At 49.3% G+C, this 19,909-nt stretch carries 14 protein-coding genes; all 14 read left to right on the top strand.

Features of this window, described 5'->3' with window-relative positions; all coding sequences use genetic code 11:
* Window positions 1-302: 302 nt before the first annotated feature.
* The 14 genes from NSQ46_RS16320 (at window position 303) to NSQ46_RS16255 (ending at window position 19,907) form a co-directional block, all read left to right on the top strand.
* Complete coding sequence (locus NSQ46_RS16320; protein ID WP_007131920.1) at window positions 303-998, top strand: response regulator transcription factor; 696 nt, start codon at window positions 303-305, stop codon at window positions 996-998.
* Window positions 999-1,000: 2 nt separating this feature from the next.
* Complete coding sequence (locus NSQ46_RS16315) at window positions 1,001-1,936, top strand: sensor histidine kinase (protein WP_342574012.1); 936 nt, start codon at window positions 1,001-1,003, stop codon at window positions 1,934-1,936.
* A 178-nt stretch (window positions 1,937-2,114) separates the two neighbouring features.
* On the top strand, window positions 2,115-3,038 hold the full coding sequence (locus NSQ46_RS16310) for an ABC transporter ATP-binding protein (RefSeq protein ID WP_007131922.1): 924 nt from the start codon (window positions 2,115-2,117) through the stop codon (window positions 3,036-3,038).
* Window positions 3,031-3,729: an ABC transporter permease gene (locus NSQ46_RS16305; RefSeq protein WP_007131923.1), complete on the top strand. Its 699-nt coding sequence runs from the start codon at window positions 3,031-3,033 to the stop codon at window positions 3,727-3,729. Before NSQ46_RS16310 ends, NSQ46_RS16305 begins: the two co-directional genes overlap by 8 nt.
* Before the next feature lie 376 nt (window positions 3,730-4,105).
* Complete coding sequence (locus NSQ46_RS16300) at window positions 4,106-5,194, top strand: peptidyl-prolyl cis-trans isomerase (RefSeq protein WP_342574009.1); 1,089 nt, start codon at window positions 4,106-4,108, stop codon at window positions 5,192-5,194.
* A 257-nt stretch (window positions 5,195-5,451) separates the two neighbouring features.
* Window positions 5,452-8,652: a discoidin domain-containing protein gene (locus tag NSQ46_RS16295; RefSeq protein ID WP_342574007.1), complete on the top strand. Its 3,201-nt coding sequence runs from the start codon at window positions 5,452-5,454 to the stop codon at window positions 8,650-8,652.
* A gap of 397 nt (window positions 8,653-9,049) precedes the next feature.
* A complete protein-coding gene (locus NSQ46_RS16290) occupies window positions 9,050-12,256 on the top strand; it encodes a DUF4838 domain-containing protein (protein ID WP_342574004.1) in 3,207 nt (1,068 codons plus the stop codon).
* 123 nt (window positions 12,257-12,379) lie between these two features.
* A complete protein-coding gene (locus NSQ46_RS16285) occupies window positions 12,380-13,144 on the top strand; it encodes an SDR family oxidoreductase (protein WP_342574002.1) in 765 nt (254 codons plus the stop codon).
* Window positions 13,135-14,247, top strand: a complete 1,113-nt coding sequence (locus NSQ46_RS16280; protein ID WP_342574000.1) for a hypothetical protein — start codon at window positions 13,135-13,137, stop codon at window positions 14,245-14,247. Before NSQ46_RS16285 ends, NSQ46_RS16280 begins: the two co-directional genes overlap by 10 nt.
* Window positions 14,241-14,666, top strand: coding sequence for a RidA family protein (locus tag NSQ46_RS16275; protein WP_342573999.1), 426 nt, complete (start codon window positions 14,241-14,243; stop codon window positions 14,664-14,666). The genes NSQ46_RS16280 and NSQ46_RS16275 overlap by 7 nt, the downstream gene beginning before the upstream one ends.
* Window positions 14,642-15,457, top strand: coding sequence for a creatininase family protein (locus tag NSQ46_RS16270; protein WP_342573997.1), 816 nt, complete (start codon window positions 14,642-14,644; stop codon window positions 15,455-15,457). Before NSQ46_RS16275 ends, NSQ46_RS16270 begins: the two co-directional genes overlap by 25 nt.
* A 212-nt stretch (window positions 15,458-15,669) precedes the next feature.
* The gene (locus NSQ46_RS16265) at window positions 15,670-16,500 is read left to right on the top strand and encodes an SMP-30/gluconolactonase/LRE family protein (protein WP_342573995.1); all 831 of its coding nucleotides are present in this window, start codon (window positions 15,670-15,672) and stop codon (window positions 16,498-16,500) included.
* Window positions 16,501-16,521: 21 nt separating this feature from the next.
* Window positions 16,522-18,069, top strand: a complete 1,548-nt coding sequence (locus NSQ46_RS16260; RefSeq protein ID WP_342573992.1) for a response regulator — start codon at window positions 16,522-16,524, stop codon at window positions 18,067-18,069.
* 41 nt (window positions 18,070-18,110) lie between these two features.
* Window positions 18,111-19,907 (top strand): sensor histidine kinase, encoded by a 1,797-nt coding sequence (locus tag NSQ46_RS16255; RefSeq protein ID WP_342573990.1) that lies wholly within the window; start codon window positions 18,111-18,113, stop codon window positions 19,905-19,907.
* The last annotated feature ends 2 nt before the right edge of the window (window positions 19,908-19,909 follow it).

The following is a 19,909-nucleotide window of genomic DNA, read 5'->3' as shown; positions in this document are numbered from 1 at the left end:
CCAAGTTGTATCTTTATAGTCTCTGCATGACTACATTGCACCAAATCGCGAGATCTTATGCAGCCCTGAAATAACGATTTCATGGAATAAACATAACTAATCTAGACTTACTTTTTCCATTTTGTTATCATTTGGAAAGACTTAGCTATTTACATCGTTTTTTGATTTCAATTTATATTTCAGGATTTAAAGGCCATCCCTGCAGGATGGCTTTTGCTAAATGATGAGGGAGCAGCGAATCCGGGCTTTACGGCGGGTTCCCAAAGATCGATTGATGTATAGAGGTGCCTGGGGGGAGTAACATGCCGAAGCGAATTCTGCTTATCGAAGACGATAGGGAAATCAGCCAGCTGATTGAAAGCCATTTAAAACAGGAAAGCTATGAAGTGCTTATTGCAATGGACGGAGAGGAAGCGGAATCCTGTATTGACAAGGAAGAGTTTGACCTGGTCTTGCTGGATTTAATGCTCCCTAAAGTTAATGGCATGGACGTTCTAAAGCGGATCCGGGAAAAAAGCGTCGTTCCCGTGGTGATTATTTCCGCAAAGGGAAGCGACCTCGATAAGGCGCTTGGACTTGGATTTGGCGCAGATGATTATCTAAGCAAGCCGTTCTCCATGATCGAGCTGACCGCCAGAGTGCAGGCTGCCATTCGCAGGGCAACCCAATATATACGGACCGAAAGTCAGCCAATAGAGGATCGGATTCATTTTAGGGACCTCATCCTCGATTTAAGTACGTTTACTGCACAGGTCCGAGGTCAGAACATAACACTCACCCTCAAGGAATTTCATATTTTGAAACTGTTCTTAACAAATCAGAGCAGGGTGTTCACGAAAGAGCAAATCTATCAATTTGTCTGGCAAGATGATTATTACGGGAATGAAAATGTGATTAACGTTCATATCCGCAGGCTTCGTGAAAAAATCGAGGATGATCCGTCAAACCCGCAATTTATTCGCACTGTTTGGGGAATCGGATATAAATTGGGTGGGTAACCATGATTATTTTTCTAAGCGCGTTGATTGCTGTTCTGCTCCTGATGAATATTTGGCAGTATGTTTCCCGAAGAAATTGGAATCGGCACATCCAGGAAATATCGAACAAAATGGCGGACATCATCGAACACCAAACCGCCGAGAAGGTGTTGCTCCAAACCGACCAGCCAGCGGTTCAACATTTGCTCATCCAAACGAACCGTCTTCTGGATTACAACCAAAGAGTGATTGCGGATTACGCCAGAACCAAGGATAGCCTGAAGAAAATGATATCCAACATGTCCCATGATTTGAAGACGCCCCTGACGGTTATTCTGGGGTATGCCGAGAAGCTAAACCATGACGAATCGATCACCGAAGAAGAACGGAAGCAGATGATCCAGCGGCTCAACGACAAGGTGAACAGTCTGGTTGCATTGCTTAACCAATTTTTTGATCTTGTAAAAATCGAATCGGAAGACTATGAAATCCCGCTCAGCAAAATTTCCCTCAATGAGATTTGCCGCCAAAGCGTGCTTGAGTTTTATGAGCTGTTGATATCCCAAGGTCTTCGGGTGGAGCTTGATATTCCGGAGCGTCCCCTTTACATACTTGGCAATGAGCAAGCGCTGCATCGAATATTGAGCAATTTAATATCCAATTCGATCCGGTATGGGAGTGACGGAGGCGTGTTTGGTTTAACTCTTCGGGAAGATGGAGATTCGGTTGCTGTCGATGTGTGGGATCGCGGAAAAGGGATTACGGAAGTCCACCAGGACCGCGTGTTTGAAAGACTCTACACACTAGATGATGCCCGAAATCCGCAATTCCAGGGAAGCGGGCTGGGCTTAAGCATCTCGAAACGTTTAACGGAGGCCATGAAGGGTTCGATTCAGTTAACGAGTACACCGTTTGAGAAAACGATGTTTACGTGCGTTTTTAAACAAGTGTCATATTAGTCCTTCCCAAGAGAGGTGTTCGGTCTGAACGCCTCTTTTTTACGAACTACAGAATGCAACATTTGATTCCAGCCTCACTTAAGAAACTTGTAAGGAATGAGTAAGAAAAATCATCCATTCTCTGCTTTAGGATAGAAGTAATCCAAAGAACGATTATAGACGGGAGGATCAAGCTCGCATGAATGAAGTCATTCGAACCCATGAGCTCACCAAAACGGTAAAAGGCAAAACGATTACCTCGAACGTTAATCTCACAGTAAAAAAAGGAGAAACCTACGGTTTACTCGGACCGAACGGTGCCGGTAAAACGACGATTATGAAAATGCTCACCGGGCTCATCATCCCTACATCCGGAGAGATTATGCTATTTGGCAAGAAGCTTACGGAATCAGCAAAGGACGGGTTAAAGCGAGTAGGAAGCATCATCGAGTATCCGATTTTTTTCGAGCATTTAACGGCGATGGAGAACCTGCGGATCCACTGCGAATATCTGGGCTTTTATGATCGAAAGGCAATCTCCCAAGCGCTGGATATGGTCAATTTACACGGGATTGATGACAAGAAAGTGAAGGATTTCTCGCTGGGCATGAAGCAGCGGCTCGGGATCGTCCGCGCCATGATTACGAAGCCAGAGCTGATTGTCCTGGATGAACCCACCAATGGGCTGGATCCCATCGGGATCAAAGATATGCGGGAATTGATCCGGATGTTAAACAAGGAATACGGCATCACGTTTCTTCTTTCCAGTCACATCCTGGGCGAGATTGAGCAGATGGCTGACCGAATCGGGATGATCCAGCAAGGGAAACTGGTAAATGAAGTGGCACTGGCGGACATACAGAAGCTGCGTACCGATTATATCGAACTGGTAACCTCGAATGTACAGAAAACGGTCTACTTGCTTGAGCATGATCTTCAAATTTCCAATATCAAAATCGTAAAGGACACAAGGATCCGTATATATGATATGAACCGGTCCACAAGCGACATTTCAAAGACGTTGATATCGAACGATATTGAAATCGAGGAGATCCAGAAGCATACGAGTACGCTGGAGGACTATTTTTATCATCAAATCCAAGGGGGCGGTAAGGTTGGCTAAACTGATTGAGCTCGAGTGGAGAAAATTAGATCAAAAAAAAGTTATTGGTGAAGTGATTGTCTACTGGGTAATTATTATGTTTTTACCAACCTTCTTTATAAAAGTTATCTTTGCTGATATGGCTTTTGTGGATTTCTCAAAAAGCTATGCAAATGCGTTAGAGCTGATGCTGCCGATTCAAATGGGACTTCTTCTGTTTGGCGCTTCCATGATAAATCATGTGTTTATCGAAGAATATAAGAATAAAACGATGTCTTTATCTTTTGGATATCCGATCAGCCGAAAGAAGCTGGTTATGGCAAAAGTGTGTTTTATCTTCCTGGCGGTTTTCCTGTGCACGCTTGTATCCTTTGTCCTGTCCGGGATCACCACCTATGTGATTGATCAGATATTCGACGTGATACATGGACAGCCAACGCTGGAGGACTTCATGGCCTTTACGGTCAGATCGATTGTTCATTCCGTCGTTGTCGCCCTGATCAGCTTTGTTCCGCTGTTTTTGTTCGGAATATGGAAGCGGGCAGTGATTCCGACCGTGATTTGCGCCGTGTTTCTTGCGCAGTTCCCTAACTTCACCGGACTGCTTCATATTACACTAAATACGGATATGCTATATGGCGTGCTGAGTCTAATCGGCGTGGCCAGTGTGTACTTGTCGGTTGCCAAAGTGAATCAGGTGGGGGATATCTAGGCCCGATCCATTGCTGAGGTAATATCTCTGGTACAGATAAACACACAGGTAGCCCTGGATGCCAATCACTTCCTAATCAGAGTGGTTGACCTCCGGGGTTATTTTGGTGCGATGCGTATTTTGCAAAAATCCAAAAAGGGATTTTCAATCAGCAATACATATTGGCCGAAGAGCTTCCAAAACACCAAATAAGTAAAAAAAGTGAAACTATTGTAAAAAACACGAAATTGATAGCGCTTTCTTTTTGGGCCTATAATGAAACCACATGAAGCAGAAGTAACACTTTGCGCTTAACAAATCAACTTGGAGGTGCTTGGATGCATCAGCGTGGTTATTCGAGGACCAGATTCAAGTACGTGAAAGGTGATGGATGCTTATGAGTATTTTGACACCTAATAAAAGCAGCCTAGTATGGCTGTTCACGGCCGTGATATTCATCTTAGTCTTCATGTCTATAACGATCAACGCGAAACAGAAACCTTCGAAGGCAAATCAAGAAGACGATTTTATCGCAACAGTCGATGGTTTTCCGATCCATGCAAATGAATTTCAAAGAGCGATTCATGCCAATAAATCCGGGATCATCCATTATTTCCACGAGAAATATGATGCTGGGCAGTCGGCCACATTTTGGACCACTTCCTTCGGAGGAGAAATTCCGCTGGAGTTGTTAAAAGAGAAGGCACTGGAAAATAGCGTGAGTCTAAAAATTCAGCAAATCATCGCCAAGGAGCAGGGAGTGCTGCCTGAGATCAGTTACGACAGTTTCTTACAAAATCTCAATCATGAAAACGAGAGAAGACGAAAAGCCATCAAAAATAACCAAGTGGTTTTCGGACCCGCCCAATACACCGAGGAGGCTTATTTAGAATATGTGATGGGAAATTCCATTTTATCCGTCAAAAACCGCCTGATGGATCAGGAATGGAAGCCGACTGAACAGCAAATGAGAACGTTCTACGAGACCAAAAAAGATAAGTTGTACAGAGCGCCGGCAACTGTGAAGGTGCAGCAAATATCCTTGTCTTTTCTTGATGCTAACCTGAGTACCGATGAGGAGCTCAAACGTCAGAAAAAGAAGAGAATGAATGCGGTTCTGGGGAAAATTGCATCGGGATTGTCATTTGAGCAAGCAGCCAAAGAACTCGGTCATGAGGGGAAAGTTACGGAGCAATCATACAATCTGGATAGTTACAGACATAACGCTAGGAGTCCGGTTGCTCAAGCAGCCGAAAAGCTTCAAATAGGTGAAGTTAGCGGAATTATTGAAGAAAACGGCCATTTTCATTTAATTCAATGTATTGAAAATGAGAAGGCTGACTCGAATTTCCTGTCATTTGATGAGATCAAGGAACAGGTGCTAAGAGATTACATTGATCACAGATATGAAGAGTATGTGCGCACGCGAATTGCAGATGCGCAGGTTGTTGTGAACGAAGAGTCCTACCAAAACTTCAAGATGTAACGTCCTATATAAGTTGATTATAAGAATACGACGCAGGCAAGGGAGTAAAATGATTCCGAAAAAGTGGAACGGTCGCCTTTGGTTTCAGATTTCTACTGTACTAGCTTATATACAATCAAGAAATCTGAAACCAACAGCGATTGCAGGAACATTTTACGTACATGCCCTGACATCGATCCATTCATTTTGTTCAACTTATATAGTTGATTTTACATAAATAAAAAATGAAGGGATGATATGCTTTGAGGCCAAGGTATATGAAAAAAGTGATTTGCATGGTTTCGATTTTCTCCTTGTTCTGTACCTTCTTCACCGCTTTGCCTGAACCGGCGGATGCTGCAGGGACGACCTATTACGTGGACAGCACCGGAGGAGACGACAAGAATAGCGGCACAAGTCAAGACGCTGCATGGAGATCGCTGGATAAGGTCAATGCGACTACTTTTTCTCCAGGCGACAAGATTTTGTTTAAAGCCGGGGAGAGCTGGAACGGCAGACTGTGGCCAAAAGGTTCCGGCGAGAACGGACGGCCAATCATTATTAATATGTACGGAACCGGCAGTAAGCCGTTAATCGCCGGTGTAACGACCGAACTTGAAGCCGTCTTTTTGAAAAACCAGCAATATTGGGAAATCAACAATTTGGAGGTGACCAACAGCTCGCCATTGCCTTTTGATCGGGATTGGGAGAATCCGCGGGGACAAAGACGAGGTGTCTATATCTTAAATGAGGAAGCGGGCATACTGAATCATATTCATATTAAAAATATGAACATCCATGATGTTGATGGTTCCTATACCACACGTTCCGGCGGAATTATTTTCGATTCAGTCGGGTCGAATACGCCAAGTGCGTTTAACGATATTCTCATTGACGGAAATACATTAACGGATGTGGATGCCTATGGGATTTTCATAGGTTCTAACTGCATTTTGCGCTATGGGATGGGCGATTTATGGCCTTGGGTACCGAAGCCTTACGGGCCGTGGACGCCGTCTACCCAAGTGAAAATTGCCAACAATACCGTCATTAGAGCCGCCACGGGCGGGATTGCTTGGAATGTTACCGATGGAGCGATTGTCGAGCATAACACGGTGCAGCAAGCCACTTACCTGGCCACGAATGCTTCGATTTGGTGGGCTTATGCGGACAATAATCTCGTTCAATTCAACGAATCTTTTGCAAGCGTTAACGGCGCAGAAGACGGCCATGGCTTCGACGTGGATGCAGGGAACATCAATTCGCTCGTCCAATATAATTACAGCCATGATAACGCCGGCGGCTTTTTGCTTTTTGTTAACGATACCTATTACACGATCAATACGATCGTTAGGTATAATATCAGTCAAAACGATAGAAAAAGTATCTTCAGGTACAGCGGTTCGATTGATAATGTCTACAACTACAACAATACCGTTTACGTAGGAGAATCATCAGGCAATCCGGTCATGAGCGATTATTTCACCAAGGCTTCAGGTGCTCCACGCAACATTCATAATTATAACAATGTGTATTACAGTGTCGGTGATAAAGGATGGGATTTGACGGGCCAAACGTTTGACTATAACGCTTATTACGGTGGGAACACGCTGGTACAGGCCGATGCGCATGCGGTGACCGGAGACCCAAGGTTCGTGGATCCCGGAAGCGGCGGCAACGGTATGGACACCGTAGATGGGTACCAATTGCAACCGAATTCGCCTCTAATCGGCGCAGGTATTCGCATTCACGATAATGGGGGGCGGGATTATTTCGGCAATCCATTATACAATGGGGCTCCCGATATTGGTGCCCACGAATACGGCGGTACCGTTCCTCCAGCGGGAGATATGCCGGATCCGATCGTCATTGTTCCGAAACGGCCCGATAGCACGCCAGTTGACAATCTAGCTACACAGGCTGCTGCAAGTACGACCTTTGCAACATCAACTTCGCAGCCCATAGAAAACATCAACGATAACTACTATGACGTTGCTTGGTCTACGGATCCTTCACCTTCATTTCCGAACTACATCACGCTCGATTTCGGTGATCAAACGATTTCTGCCAACCAATTGAAGTTAAATACAAGATTCGGTACAGAAATGGGAATCACGAATTTTGATCTTGAATATAGTAACGGTTCTGCATGGATTCCAGTTCGGGCGAATATTCACCTGACTTGGGATATGAATGATGGCTCGGACGAGATCAAAACCGTGGAATTCCCGCTCACTCGATTTTCTAAAATAAGATTGAAAGTAAATGAGGGGAACCGCCAATCGGGACGTATTGCCCTGAACGAGCTAGAACTGTACAACAATCCGGATTTATCCAAGGACATGGTGAGCACGACCTTTGCTACAGGAGCAGGCACAATTGCCAATATTATCGACAATAATTTAAACTCGGCGTGGGGGAGTACGGGTGATGTGAGCTTTCCAGGTTATATCACGCTAGACTATGGCGAAAATGCTGTGCCCGTCAACGAAGTCACTTTGGTTACCTTCTTCGGCATTGGCCAAGGGATTACTCGTTTCGATGTTGAGTATTACGATGGCAGCAGCTGGAACACGGCTTTATCCAATGCAAGGATTGAATGGAAGCTGAACGACAGCACCAAAGAACGGCATACGGTTACTTTTCCAACGGTTAACGCCTATAAACTTCGATTGAAGGTTAACGATGCGAATCGGATATGGGGAAACATTGCGCTTAATGAGCTTATTGTTAGCTATTCATCTGAATCCGTACCCGTCACAGGAATTTCGCTCGATAGACCAGCGTTGACCTTTAATTCTTTGTCGGATCGCACAACTAAGTTACTCGCCACGATTGAGCCTGACAACGCGAGCAATAAAAAGATTTCATGGAGTACGGATCAATCTCAGGTCGTTACGGTTGACGATAACGGATTGGTGACAGCAGTAGGGGAAGGGAAAGCAGTCATTACGGCAGCGACGGAGGATGGGAACTATAAGGCTGCCAGCAGCGTTACCGTCGATTGGACGGCTCCTGAAATTACGATCCATCGTGTTGCCACATCTGAATACAACACAGGTATATTTCAACCGAAATTTGAGCTCTCCGACAGCCTGACCGGAATCGACAATAAGAAAACAGAAGTAATGCTGGACGGGAAAGTGCTAAACACTGTAAGTGATATCCCAATGTACAAGCTTGATCTTGGAACACATACCTTTACAGTAACGGCCTTTGATCTGGCAGGGAATGCTGCAACAAAGTCTATTGAGTTTCAAGTCAACACAAGTTACGAGACGCTTGGGGAGTTAGTTCACCGTTTCGCAGACGTGGGTTTGATTGACAACCAAGGCATCGCCAACAGTTTGCTGAAGAAATTACAAAAGCAAAACCTTAGCAGTTTCATTCAAGAAGTTCATGCACAGAAAAGAAAACATATAGCTGCCGAGGCTGCGGGTTATTTACTTCGCGATGCAAAGGCTCTTCGCAATCAATAGAAGACAATCAATCAAAGACCAGGTTCCATGGAAAATGAAATAGGTAATCCTCTTTGGCGAAGGCAGGTTTTCGCTTCGAGCTCAATTAAAAAACACATCGAGTACACGAATTCGATGTGTTTTTCTTCTTTCCGATGACGTGGTTGGTTACGTATGAATATTTTCCGCTGCTCGAGCTTGGAAACTTAACAACGGCTGTTTTCAGGAATAAACCCAATAATTAATCTATACACTGGAACAAAATTCATTATAATAAAAATAACTTCAAATTTTTACTTCTTAGAATCTACACGTGTAAAATTTTACACGTGTAAATTATTGAAAGGGGGGAGTAAAGGGCTGTATCAACAAGGAACCGAACTTCATTTCCACACTAAGGGAATAAAGGAGGAAACTAATGAAGGCTTTAAACGGAACAAGCGGGATTAAGCTGATCGTTACGATGTTTATGGCAGTGTTCATGATGGTCCTCGCCGCCTCGGCTAATGCAGAGGAGACAGGTGAGAAGGAGAAAGGTCGACCGCCCCATCCTCATTCGATACTGATTAAGAATGGCGTCGCTCAGGCGGATATCCTAATATCGCCTGCAGCCGACGATATGGAAATGTACGCAGCTCAGGAGCTTCAGCAAACATTGAAGATGGTCAGCGGGGCAACGCTTCCTATCTACCGTGCGGATACGGAGCAGAATTCGGTAAGCGCTTATCTTCAGCAGGATCAACTCAACATCCAAAAGAGCGGGGCTTATCCCGTCTCCTTCGACTTTTTGAACAATCATGGCAGGTCAACCGTGGTTGAAGTCGTCTATAGCGAAGGAAATGCATTTCCGATTCGTCTCAACGCCCCCATCGAGCTGCAGAAGGATCAGGCGGGCAGTATCACAGGGACTCTATATGTTCCGCCCTCAACCGCCGACGGCACTTACCAGCTGAGCTTTGAAGCCCGAAGTGACGGCCAATCCATCGGCAGCATGGAGCTGGAGGTAACGCTAAATCGCAATACCCTGCTGAATGGTGGATTTGAGGAGTCGGTTAAGGAAGGCTGGTATTCCACAACCGCAGCTCAAGATAGCGAGGTCAGCCACTCCGGCAGCAGCTCCTTGCGCCTAGCCTCCAACAATGTCCGGTCCAATCAGCCGCTTCGTCTCGAGCGGGGAAAGCAATACAAGCTGAAGGCATGGGTGAAGGGAGCCAAAAACGGGACGGCCAGAATGCAGGTCAATGAAATGGCCAACCCATACAATGTGAAGCATTCTGTCTTCAGCAGCTTTTCCGTTACAACCGATTGGACGGAAGTGGAGCTGATCTACCATGCGGATGAACACAGGCCCTACGATTATCACTGGCTTGTGTTCTCCTTCCTGCAGGGCAATGGCCCAGGCACCTTGTGGATCGACGATGTGACGCTTGCGGAGGTGGAGGAGGAAGGGTCTTCCGAGCCGCCGGGTCCCCCTCCGGTCCTGGATTACGGACCAGCTCATAACCGGATACAGCTTGTGCTGTCCACAACGGATCGCATCCCTTCCAATCAGGATACTGCTTATTTGGCGAATTCCGACGGTTTTGCCATACGGCAGAAGGGCAGCAGAATTTATATTCTCGGGTCGGAGGCAAGAGGGATTTTGAACGGGGTGTATGATTTTCTGGAAGAGAATGCAGGCGTGCTATGGACCCGATCGAAGGAGCTTGGCACTCTGTATGACCCCTTGCCAACGGTTACGGCAACCCGAACGAATTATGCCGAAAAATCCCCAATCCCTCTTCGCGGCTGGCTAACCCTGGGGATGGGGGAGAATGGGGACGGCGGATCGGACCAAGCCACCGATGTGATGCTGGCCCGGAACAAAAACAATATCAAAATGAGCGACAGCAGCAACCGGCTCTTATGGGACCGCTTCGCACGCACGGGCCTAACGCCCGTCATGCTGGGTCATAATCTGGCCTTTTGGCTGCCGAATGACGAGTATTTTGCGGAGCACCCGGATTATTACAACATGAAGGACGGCAAGTACATTCCATTATCGGATTCAACCCAAATCAATTTTTATCATCCGGAGGTTCCCGGCGTCATTGCAGCCAAAGCCAAAAAGCTGATTGCTTCAAGGAATATATACTACATCGGGATCGGGATTAACGATAACTCAAGCTTTGATCAAGGAGAGCTCAGCCGACAGCCGTTTACGACGGAAGACGGCGTAGTAGTCCAGCCCGAGGACCCCGCTTACCGATCAACCGTCTTCTTCAGCTTCTTGAATAAAGTTGCCAGGGAGATCCATGCGGATTATCCGGACGTAAAGATCGTCTCTTATGCATACACGTTCACGGATACCCCGCCGAAGGTCGATCTTGAGGACAACATTGTCCTCGTATACGCCCCGTTGTACGAGGATGCCAGGGAACCGCTCAACACCTCCAATACGAGCAATCCAAACTATGCTTATAATGAGAAGCTTAGAGGATGGGCTGAAAAAACCAAAAATATTCTGGTCTACAATTATTACGGCAGCTTCCCTTCAGACGCTTACGAGCGGCCGATCGCCGCGAAGGTTCAGGCCGATCTGCAATATTACCGTGAACTCGGCATCCTGGGCGTGCTTCCGGAAGGAACGGTCGATGCGGGCAATGATGCTTGGGGGATCAACGCGCTTCAGTATTGGCTGTTCAATAAGCTGTTCTGGAATCCGGATGAGGACATCGAAGCATTGAAAACACAGTTTATAAACAAAGCCTACGGAGCAGCGGCTGAACCGATGCGTCGTTACTACGATTTGATCGAGCAGGGATGGAATTATGACCAGTCCCAGCAAAGCTGGGCGACCAGCGGCGAAAGCCTGGTTCGACAGTATGTCATCGTAGCAGGCATTCGGGATCAGGCGCAGCAGGCGCTTGATGAGGCCTATGCGTTGGCTGACGGGAAGGCCAAAGCGAGAATTGAGCCGATCAAAACCACGTTCGAGAGAATGGTTGAAATCGCTGAGGATTCCGTGAATATTTCTGCTAACGCGGTAAGAACGACAGCTTCAAAGGATCAAATTTTGAACACGTTGGACTTTGGAGCGGGACCATGGAGGGCCGTCGAATCTCCGGTCACTTATTTCAAGGATATGAGCTCCGGGAAGCTGCCTCCCGTCCTGACCAAGGTGTATCTGCTATGGGATGAGGAGTACATCTACATCGGTTACGAAAACTTTGATCCCGACCCGAGCAAGATGGTTATCAGCGATACCGCACCGAATGAGTGGTGGCTCAGCGGCAAAGACGACTCCGTTGAAACGTATTTGATGGATGGAACGCCGGACAGCTCATCGTACTATGCGTTCATGACGAATGCACTTCCGCTCAATCTGGATTATAAAGGTCCTGAAAAAAGCCCTGACTGGACGCGGCCGTGGGAATCGAGAGCCGAAGTGAAATTCGATCGTTGGAATGTCATTCAGGCCATACCATTCAGCAGCATTCAATTCGATCCGGATGAATCCCGAACGCTGACGGGGCTGTTCTTCCGAAATTATCACCGTACCGGTTCAGGCCTTGGTCTTTACGGCTGGGCCGGCGGTGCAGTATGGAATCCTGCTGATTTCAGGCCAATCCATCTGATCGATTAAAGCGATGCACGCAGGTGTCGTTTCCAGCAGAGCCTCGCCGGAAACGACTGCCTTCCTGCGTATGATTCAAGAATCCAGGATCCAGAATCACGATTCGGCTAATAAGGGAGATGGTGATGAACGATGATGCATTCCCAGCTTAATAATAAGGTGATTGTCATAACGGGTGCCCTCGGCGTTTTGGGCTCGGCAGCGACGCGACTCTTTCTTGAGCGGGGCGCCAGTATTGCGGCATGCGATATCCGGGCATCCGATGAAGATGGCGGTATGTCGGAGCTGCTTACGGAGTATGGGGGCCGGCGTCTGTTATATATACGGGGAGACATGACAAGCGAGGCTGATGTCGATCGGCTCTTTAGACGAATCGAGGACCATTTCGGCAGATTAGACGGCTTGTATCATAACGTCTTTGTTAACAAATCCGCAACGATTGCGAATCAAGCTGTGCAGGATTGGGAGGAGAGTATTCGCGGGACCCTGACCAGCACCTTTCTTGTCAATAAGCACTCGGCCCGCAGCATGCGTCAAAACGGGGGAGGCTCCATCGTAAATACCTCCTCCATCCTGGGCTCCGTACCTGCAGTAGAGAATGCGGCATATGGCGCCGGAAAGGCGGCGGTCGAGCAATTGACGAGGGTCGCCGCGGTCGAGTTTGCCCCATGGGGAATCCGCGTGAATGCGATTGCCCCCGGCGATTTCAAATCGGAACAAGTATTGGCACAGGCTTCGGATGCCCAGGCGGAAACGATGCGGCGTCTGACATTGATAGGCCGAAGCGGCCGCCCGAATGAAATCAATGAGCTGGCCGCTTTTCTGCTGTCGGACGCTGGGTCGTACGCAACCGGCTCGATCTTTCCAGTAACCGGAGGTTTCGGATTATGCAGGTAGCTGCAATCTCAACGGTATACCGCCATAATTCGCATGCAGAAATGATGATCGGCCGCCTGTTGGGTGAATTCCCTCATTACACGCCATCCATAAAGGTTGCCTCTTTATATCTGGATCAAATCCCGGACAACGATGCGGGAGTCGATGCTGCCAGACGCCATGGAGTTGCCGTGTGCGAAACCATTCGGGAAACGATTCAGCATGCGGTTACCCACGGAGGACTGGATGGCGTCATTATCATTGGCGAGCATGGCAATTACAGTGTGGACGCCATGGGACGAAAACGCTATCCTCGAAAACGGTTGCTGGAAGAGACGCTGCTGGCTTTGGATGAACTAGGGGTACGCGTCCCTATTTTTTCCGACAAGTTCTTGTCATGGTGCGTTGATGAATCCGTTTGGATGTATGAACAGCTGAAGGGGAGGGACATTCCTTTTTTCGGCGGCTCATCCATCCCGCACACGGCGGTGCGGCCGGAGTTTGACAGGCAGCTTCTCAAGGGTGCGCGTGAATGGCTTATCGTCAGCTTCTCGAATGAGCTCGAGGCCTATGGCTACCATGCCTTGGAGGTACTGCAATCGCTAGCGGAGCGCCGCGATGGCGGGGAGACCGGTATCTCGAGCGTATCCTCGCTTTCTGGAGAAGCCGCTTGGGAAGCGCTGGCCAGGCGCGAATGGCCGGAGGATATGCTGCTTCAAACGCTGGAAAGGTCGGGTATAGCGGTCGAGCCGCATCCCAAGAACTCCGAGGAACAGGAACGAACAACGGTTATCGTTGTAGAATACCGGGATGGATGCAAAGGTTATGTGGTGCAGCGGAAGGAATGGACCGACCGATGGAGCTTTTCATTTCGCGACGCAACCGGCGAGATTGTATCTGCCGTTTGTTTAAGCGACAACGAGCGCCCCTTCGGGCATTTCGATACGCTTACGGGACTGATCGAGCGCTTTATCCTAACCCGTGCCGAGCCAGTCTCCCCGGAACGTATTTTGATAACCAGCTGCTTGATCAACCGTGTGATGGAGTCGCTTTATAAAGGAGTTAGGGTTATGACTCCGGAATTACTCGTTCAATATAAATCGAAGGGGAGCTTACCGTGTTGAAGGAACCAATCGAGACGAATAGGAATACGGATCTGCCGTTTTCCTCAGCTATTGAAGCAGGCCAAATGATATTTGTATCCGGACAGGGGGGGCTGATACCTGAAACAGGCGCCATCGTCGGTCCGGATCTCGAAGCGCAAACGGTTCAAACGATCGAAAATATTCGGGAGATTCTGCATGCAGCAGGGCTGACGCTGGATGACGTCGTAAAAACCAACGTGTATTTAAGCGACCGCAGGCTGTACGAGGAATTCAACCGCATTTACCGCCGGTTCTTTCAGCCACCGTTTCCGAGCCGTACTGCGGTTTATTGCGAATTGAATTACGGTCTGCTTGTCGAGATCGATGCCATTGCCGTAAGGCGGTCACAGGAGACAGGAGGAGGGATAAGTCAATGTTTACCCGATTCGAAAAGCTGACCCGTGAACAATTAAACGGGATGGCAAGCCAAGGGTATGCCGTCGTTGTTCCGTTGGGTGCTTGCGAGCAGCACGGCCTCCATTTGCCGACGGGAACGGATAATTTCATCTGTGATGAAATCAGCCGCAGAGCCGTTGCGGAAGCCGTGGATATGGGCGCTAGATTGATTCTGGCTCCTTTGCTTCCGGTAGGAAGCTCGGCCCATCATATTGCTTTTGGAGGAACCATCTCTTTCAGCTCTGCTACGTATTTAAGCATCCTGAAGGATATCGGGGCAAGTTTGGCCGACAGCGGCTTTAACCGGCTTATTTTCCTCAACGGGCATGGCGGCAATGAGCATCTGATGCATCAAGCAGCCTCGGATCTGGCGGTCACACATCTGGCTTGGACCGCTTCGGCCTCCTATTGGAATGTAGCGAGGGAGGCCCTTGCTGCCGCCTGTCCCGAAGAAATCTTCCCCGTCCCCGGACACGCCGGAGGCTTTGAAACATCCTTGATCCTCTCCTTGGCACCAGAGACGGTATGTGATGATCGAATCGGCTGCATGCATACCCGCCGTCCTTGGATGGCGGCCGGCCCCTCTGGGGCATTCATCGGCAAACAGGGAGAACTGACGGGGGTAGATGGATATACCGACCCTTCAGGCCTTGCAACCGGAGAACAAGGGGAGCGGTATCTTAACACCATCGCAGCGGCCGTGGCGAAATGGTTATTGGCGACGTGGAAAACGATGGACGGCGACACCCAAGCCGAAACAGATGGATCAGGAAATTTCGCACCAAACCGATAAGGGGAGGCTCACGATGGATGAATCCGTTGATTCCTTCGTCTCGCGGTTCCCAGATCCCCCCAAGGGATGAGCCGCTGTATGAATAATAGGATGTGGCGGCGTTTTTTTTCGATGAAGAAGGAAGTGGTAAGCGGTATATCGAATTGGAATTCAGTCCGAACGTGCTCCTTTGGAATGATCGGAATCCGAGGAGTACTGGAAGGAGGGCCAGGATGACAAGTCTTATAAGTCGATCATTCACGACGCAAGGAGGCTTCACCTCAGGGATCGAAGGCCCGGCTTGTGACCGTGACGGGAATGTATATGCGGTCAATTACGGAAGACAAGGCACGATTGGCATCGTGACGCAGGATGGAGATGCGAGGATCTGGACCCAGCTTCCCGAGGGGAGTGTCGGAAGCGGGATCCGCTTCGATGCAAACGGCGATATGCTGATTGCCGATTACGCGCAGCATCATGTCTTCAAGATCGATATGAGCACGAAGGAGCTGTCGGTGTGGGTGCACGAACCCGATATGCACCAGCCCAATGATATTGCGATCGCTCGGGACGGCACGCTCTTTGCCAGTGATCCCGACTGGAACTCGGGGCGAGGGAGAGTGTGGAGAATCGACAAAAAGGGGCGTACCGCGATTGTGGATGAGCACTGCGGGACGACAAATGGAATTGAGCTGTCGCCGGATGAAAGCCGGCTCTATGTCAGCGAAAGCGTACAGCGCACTATCTGGGTGTATGAGCTTGACGAGGACAAGAACATGGTGTCCAAGCGGATGCTTATCCAATTTTCCGACTGCCTGCTGGACGGCATGCGTTGTGACATGGAAGGAAACCTATACGCCACTCGATACGGAAAAGGCACGGTAGCCGTCATTTCCCCAGAAGGCGAATTGCAGCATGAAGTCCGGCTTCTCGGAAAGAATCCGACGAATCTTACATTCGGAGGCCCGGACGGGACTTCCTGCTATGTTACTTTATCGGATCAAGGTAATTTGGAGCGCTTCAAGGTTGATGTACCTGGGCGGTGCTGGGGAATGTGGCGATAGAAAGAATCGGGAGGGATCAATATGGCCGAGGAGAGCCTAAGGGTGTTGGTTGTAGACGATGAGTTGCCTTTGCGGGAAGAGCTTCGTTCCTTTGACTGGCATACGCATGGCTTCGAGCTTGCCGGAGAAGCGTCCAATGGTGCGGAAGCGTTAGCCTTCTGCCGGCGGCATCGCCCGGATGTCATTATCACCGATATTACGATGCCTGTCATGGATGGTATTCAACTGATCCGCATCCTACGGACGGAGCTGCCTCACACACAGATCATTTTGCTTACCTGCCACTCGGAATTTGAATTTGCCAAAGAAGCGATTGCCATCGGTGCCATCGATTATTTATTAAAGGTGACCATGGAAGCAGCTGAACTCATAAGCGCGTTAAACCGAGCGAAAGCAGCCGCCTTGCGTGAGCGGTCCCACCGCCGAAACGAGAGGGAGGAGCTGCGGCTGCGCCTGTCCTGCGAATTGCTGCACTTTACTCAAGGCGAGCCGGGGTATGGGGATAAAAAATTCGGCACATTTCTTAAAGAGGCCCTTCAATGCAGCTTACCGTTCCGTCTGATTTCACTGCATACCGAGACCACCCCGCAGATCAGATTTATACTCAAGCGGGAGGTGGAGCAGCGCCTGGAGAGGCTGGAAGGGGAGCATTCTTTCAGCTGGCTTCCAGTAAAAGAAGGTGTGTATCTTCTGTTCATCCCGCATGCAGAGCGGATGAATCTTAAGGAATTGGGCATATGGCTGGAAAAGGTCTTACGGGAGCTTAAACATGAAATCATGGGTCAGCTCAGTTTTCTGTGCGGTGAAGCTGACCTCTATGCCGTTGTCGGACCTTTGATTCACCGTACCGACGACTTCACGGTCAGCTGCCGCTTTGCGTCCAGCCGTCATCCTCTGCGTTTTTACCTTCCGGAGAGCGATGTTCTGCTGGGGGAATCGGAGACCGTTCCGACCTCGGCAGAGACAGCGGCAGCGGAAATGGCAGCCCGGCTGAATATCATCAAGGATGATCCCGGCAAGATGACGGAATGGATTCGCAAGGATTTTCGTACGTGGGCGGAGAATGGAAGGTTCCACCCCGACTTGCTCAAGGGATGGGTTAACGAATGGCGCAGGGAGTGGCTCCGGGAGGAGCGGAATTGGATCGCCTTTTCCAGGAGGACCCAGACCGTTGCAGAGCGCAGGACGCTGGATGAGCTTATCGCCGTGCTCATTCATGAGGTGGAGACGTCCCGAAACAATCAGCGCAGAATTCGTACGGAAATCGAGGAGGCCATGCGTTACATGAATGATCATCTCGCCAGTCCCATCACGCTGGCCGCTGTGGCCGAACAGGTCGGGTTAAGTCCGCATCACTTATGCCGGATTTTTCCGGAGGAAACGGGGATATCCTTTCATGATTATTTGAAAAATCAGCGAATGGAGCAGGCTGCGCATTTGCTACGGCATACATCCCTCCGCGTCTATGAGGTGGCTCATCGGGTCGGCATATCAAGCTACCGTTATTTCACTGCCATGTTTCGGGACTATGCCGGCGTATCACCAAGAGAGTTTAAGAAAAATGCCTAAGATATTGATACGAGGCACGACGTGCTTTTAGGGGGCCGGCTATGATCGTGAATCGGATGCGCCGATGGAGCGTAGCGACAAAGCAATTTTTGCTGATGTTTGCCGTTACGCTCGCCATATTTGCCTTTTTAGCAGCAAGCAATTACGTTCAAGCGTCAAAGCTGTTCAAATCCCAAATGATGGACCACGCCCAGACGATGACAGTCCGCACGAATCAATTCCTTGATTCCTATCTGGACAACGGGCAAAATATTCTGCTTCTGCTGTCCACCCGTTCCAATTACCTTGAAGCTTCGCGCGAACAGGAGTTGACCGAATTTCTTCGCTCGGTGGCCGAAACGAACAGCACGATCGTCAAGACGCTCTACATCGTCAGCTCTGACGGCAAAGTCTTCAGCAGCTCGCAAGTGAGGTATGAAGTATTGGGCAACCCGGCACTCCCAGCCATATACCAACAAGCCAGCCAAAGCTATGCGGCGATGGTGAGTCAGCCATACGATTCTCCGCTGTCGGGGCACACCGTTGCCATTGCGAGACCCGTACAGAATAACCACGGGCGCCAAATCGGCGTGGCCGTCGTAGAGCTGGATCTGGACAAGCTTTACCGCCGGATGTCGGAGATTTCCATGGTCAACCAGACCTTTGCCATTCTGTCCGATCAGGGCAAGCTGGTCCTGTATGATCGAAGCTCGGACCTGCTTCCGAGCGAGCCCCATTCCTATATGACCGTACTGCCGGAGGAATTCATAGGCAAGCTTACCGAGCTTTCATACGGCAGCGGCGAGCTAGCTGGCCCGAAGGGTCAGCTGATCACGTTCAAGTCCGGGCAGAATCGCCTAGGCTGGAATCTGGTCCTGCTTTCCGAGGAAAGCTATTTTTTTCGGAATTTATCCGCTTTACTCGACACCTACGTAACGGCGGGAATATTCATGCTGCTGGTGCTCCTCGCCATCACCTTCATGCTGTCCCGGCTGCTGACAAGACCGATCCGTTTATTGGCGCTTCGCATGGATCAAGTACGCAACCTGGAGTCTGTTCCGCTTGCACCGGTTCGCCGCTATGATGAAATAGGAAGCCTGACCCGAAGCTTCAACTCCATGATGAAGCGGATTCAGAGCCTGCTGGCCAGGAACAAGGAGATGGAGGAACGCAAAAAATCCTTGGAATTAAAGGTGCTCCAGAGCCAAATCGCCCCTCATTTTCTGTACAATACGCTCGCAACAATCGGCAGCCTTGCCAGGCAGCAGCGAATCACCGAGGTCAATAAGACGATCCGTGCTTTGGTCGGCGTACTGGAGTTTACGTTTGACCGGGTCTCAGAATATGTGTCCGTTCGGGAGGAGCTGAAGGGGCTGGAGCTGTATATGGAAATCCAAAAAATAAGGTATGGTGCCGGCTTCCGATTTATCTGCGAGGTGGAGGAAGAAGCGCTGGAGCTGCCCATCCTTAAGCTGACCCTTCAGCCGCTCGTCGAAAACGCTGTTTTTCATGGGATTTTGCCAAAAGGAGGAGCGGAAGGCGAGATTTGGGTACGGGGGGGAATTCGTAATGGCAAGCTTCGCTTTGTGGTTCGCGACAACGGAGCCGGTATGGAGCAGAGCCGTCTGCAAGGCCTCCTGTCCAGTCAAGGTCATTCGCCGTTGAAGGAACGACTTACGGGTATCGGCGTGTCGAATGTCCACGAGCGGATTCGGCTGTATTTCGGACATGGCTTTGGTCTGCGCATTCGCAGTCGTAAGGAAATCGGAACGGTAATTGTAATCACGCTCCCGGCATCGCTTCCCGAGAGCTTCTGCCCTACCGGTAATAGACTTGACACGCCGGATGGCGAACGATAACG

The organism is Paenibacillus sp. FSL M8-0142 (genome assembly GCF_038597315.1).
GTDB classification, from domain to species: domain Bacteria; phylum Bacillota; class Bacilli; order Paenibacillales; family Paenibacillaceae; genus Paenibacillus_AQ; species Paenibacillus_AQ lactis.
The sequence above is the reverse complement of the archived record's forward strand: the minus strand, read 5'-3'. Positions and strand labels throughout refer to the sequence as shown.

Bases quoted from the DNA above. Each gene is read 5' to 3' on its own strand.
- NSQ46_RS16300 (WP_342574009.1), top strand. From the start codon at position 4,106: ATGAGTATTTTGACACCTAATAAAAGCAGCCTAGTATGGCTGTTCACG.
- NSQ46_RS16265 (WP_342573995.1), top strand. From the start codon at position 15,670: ATGACAAGTCTTATAAGTCGATCATTCACGACGCAAGGAGGCTTCACC.
- NSQ46_RS16320 (WP_007131920.1), top strand. From the start codon at position 303: ATGCCGAAGCGAATTCTGCTTATCGAAGACGATAGGGAAATCAGCCAG.
- NSQ46_RS16260 (WP_342573992.1), top strand. From the start codon at position 16,522: ATGGCCGAGGAGAGCCTAAGGGTGTTGGTTGTAGACGATGAGTTGCCT.
- NSQ46_RS16280 (WP_342574000.1), top strand. From the start codon at position 13,135: ATGCAGGTAGCTGCAATCTCAACGGTATACCGCCATAATTCGCATGCA.
- NSQ46_RS16315 (WP_342574012.1), top strand. From the start codon at position 1,001: ATGATTATTTTTCTAAGCGCGTTGATTGCTGTTCTGCTCCTGATGAAT.
- NSQ46_RS16285 (WP_342574002.1), top strand. From the start codon at position 12,380: ATGATGCATTCCCAGCTTAATAATAAGGTGATTGTCATAACGGGTGCC.
- NSQ46_RS16255 (WP_342573990.1), top strand. From the start codon at position 18,111: ATGATCGTGAATCGGATGCGCCGATGGAGCGTAGCGACAAAGCAATTT.
- NSQ46_RS16290 (WP_342574004.1), top strand. From the start codon at position 9,050: ATGAAGGCTTTAAACGGAACAAGCGGGATTAAGCTGATCGTTACGATG.
- NSQ46_RS16295 (WP_342574007.1), top strand. From the start codon at position 5,452: ATGAAAAAAGTGATTTGCATGGTTTCGATTTTCTCCTTGTTCTGTACC.
- NSQ46_RS16310 (WP_007131922.1), top strand. From the start codon at position 2,115: ATGAATGAAGTCATTCGAACCCATGAGCTCACCAAAACGGTAAAAGGC.
- NSQ46_RS16270 (WP_342573997.1), top strand. From the start codon at position 14,642: ATGTTTACCCGATTCGAAAAGCTGACCCGTGAACAATTAAACGGGATG.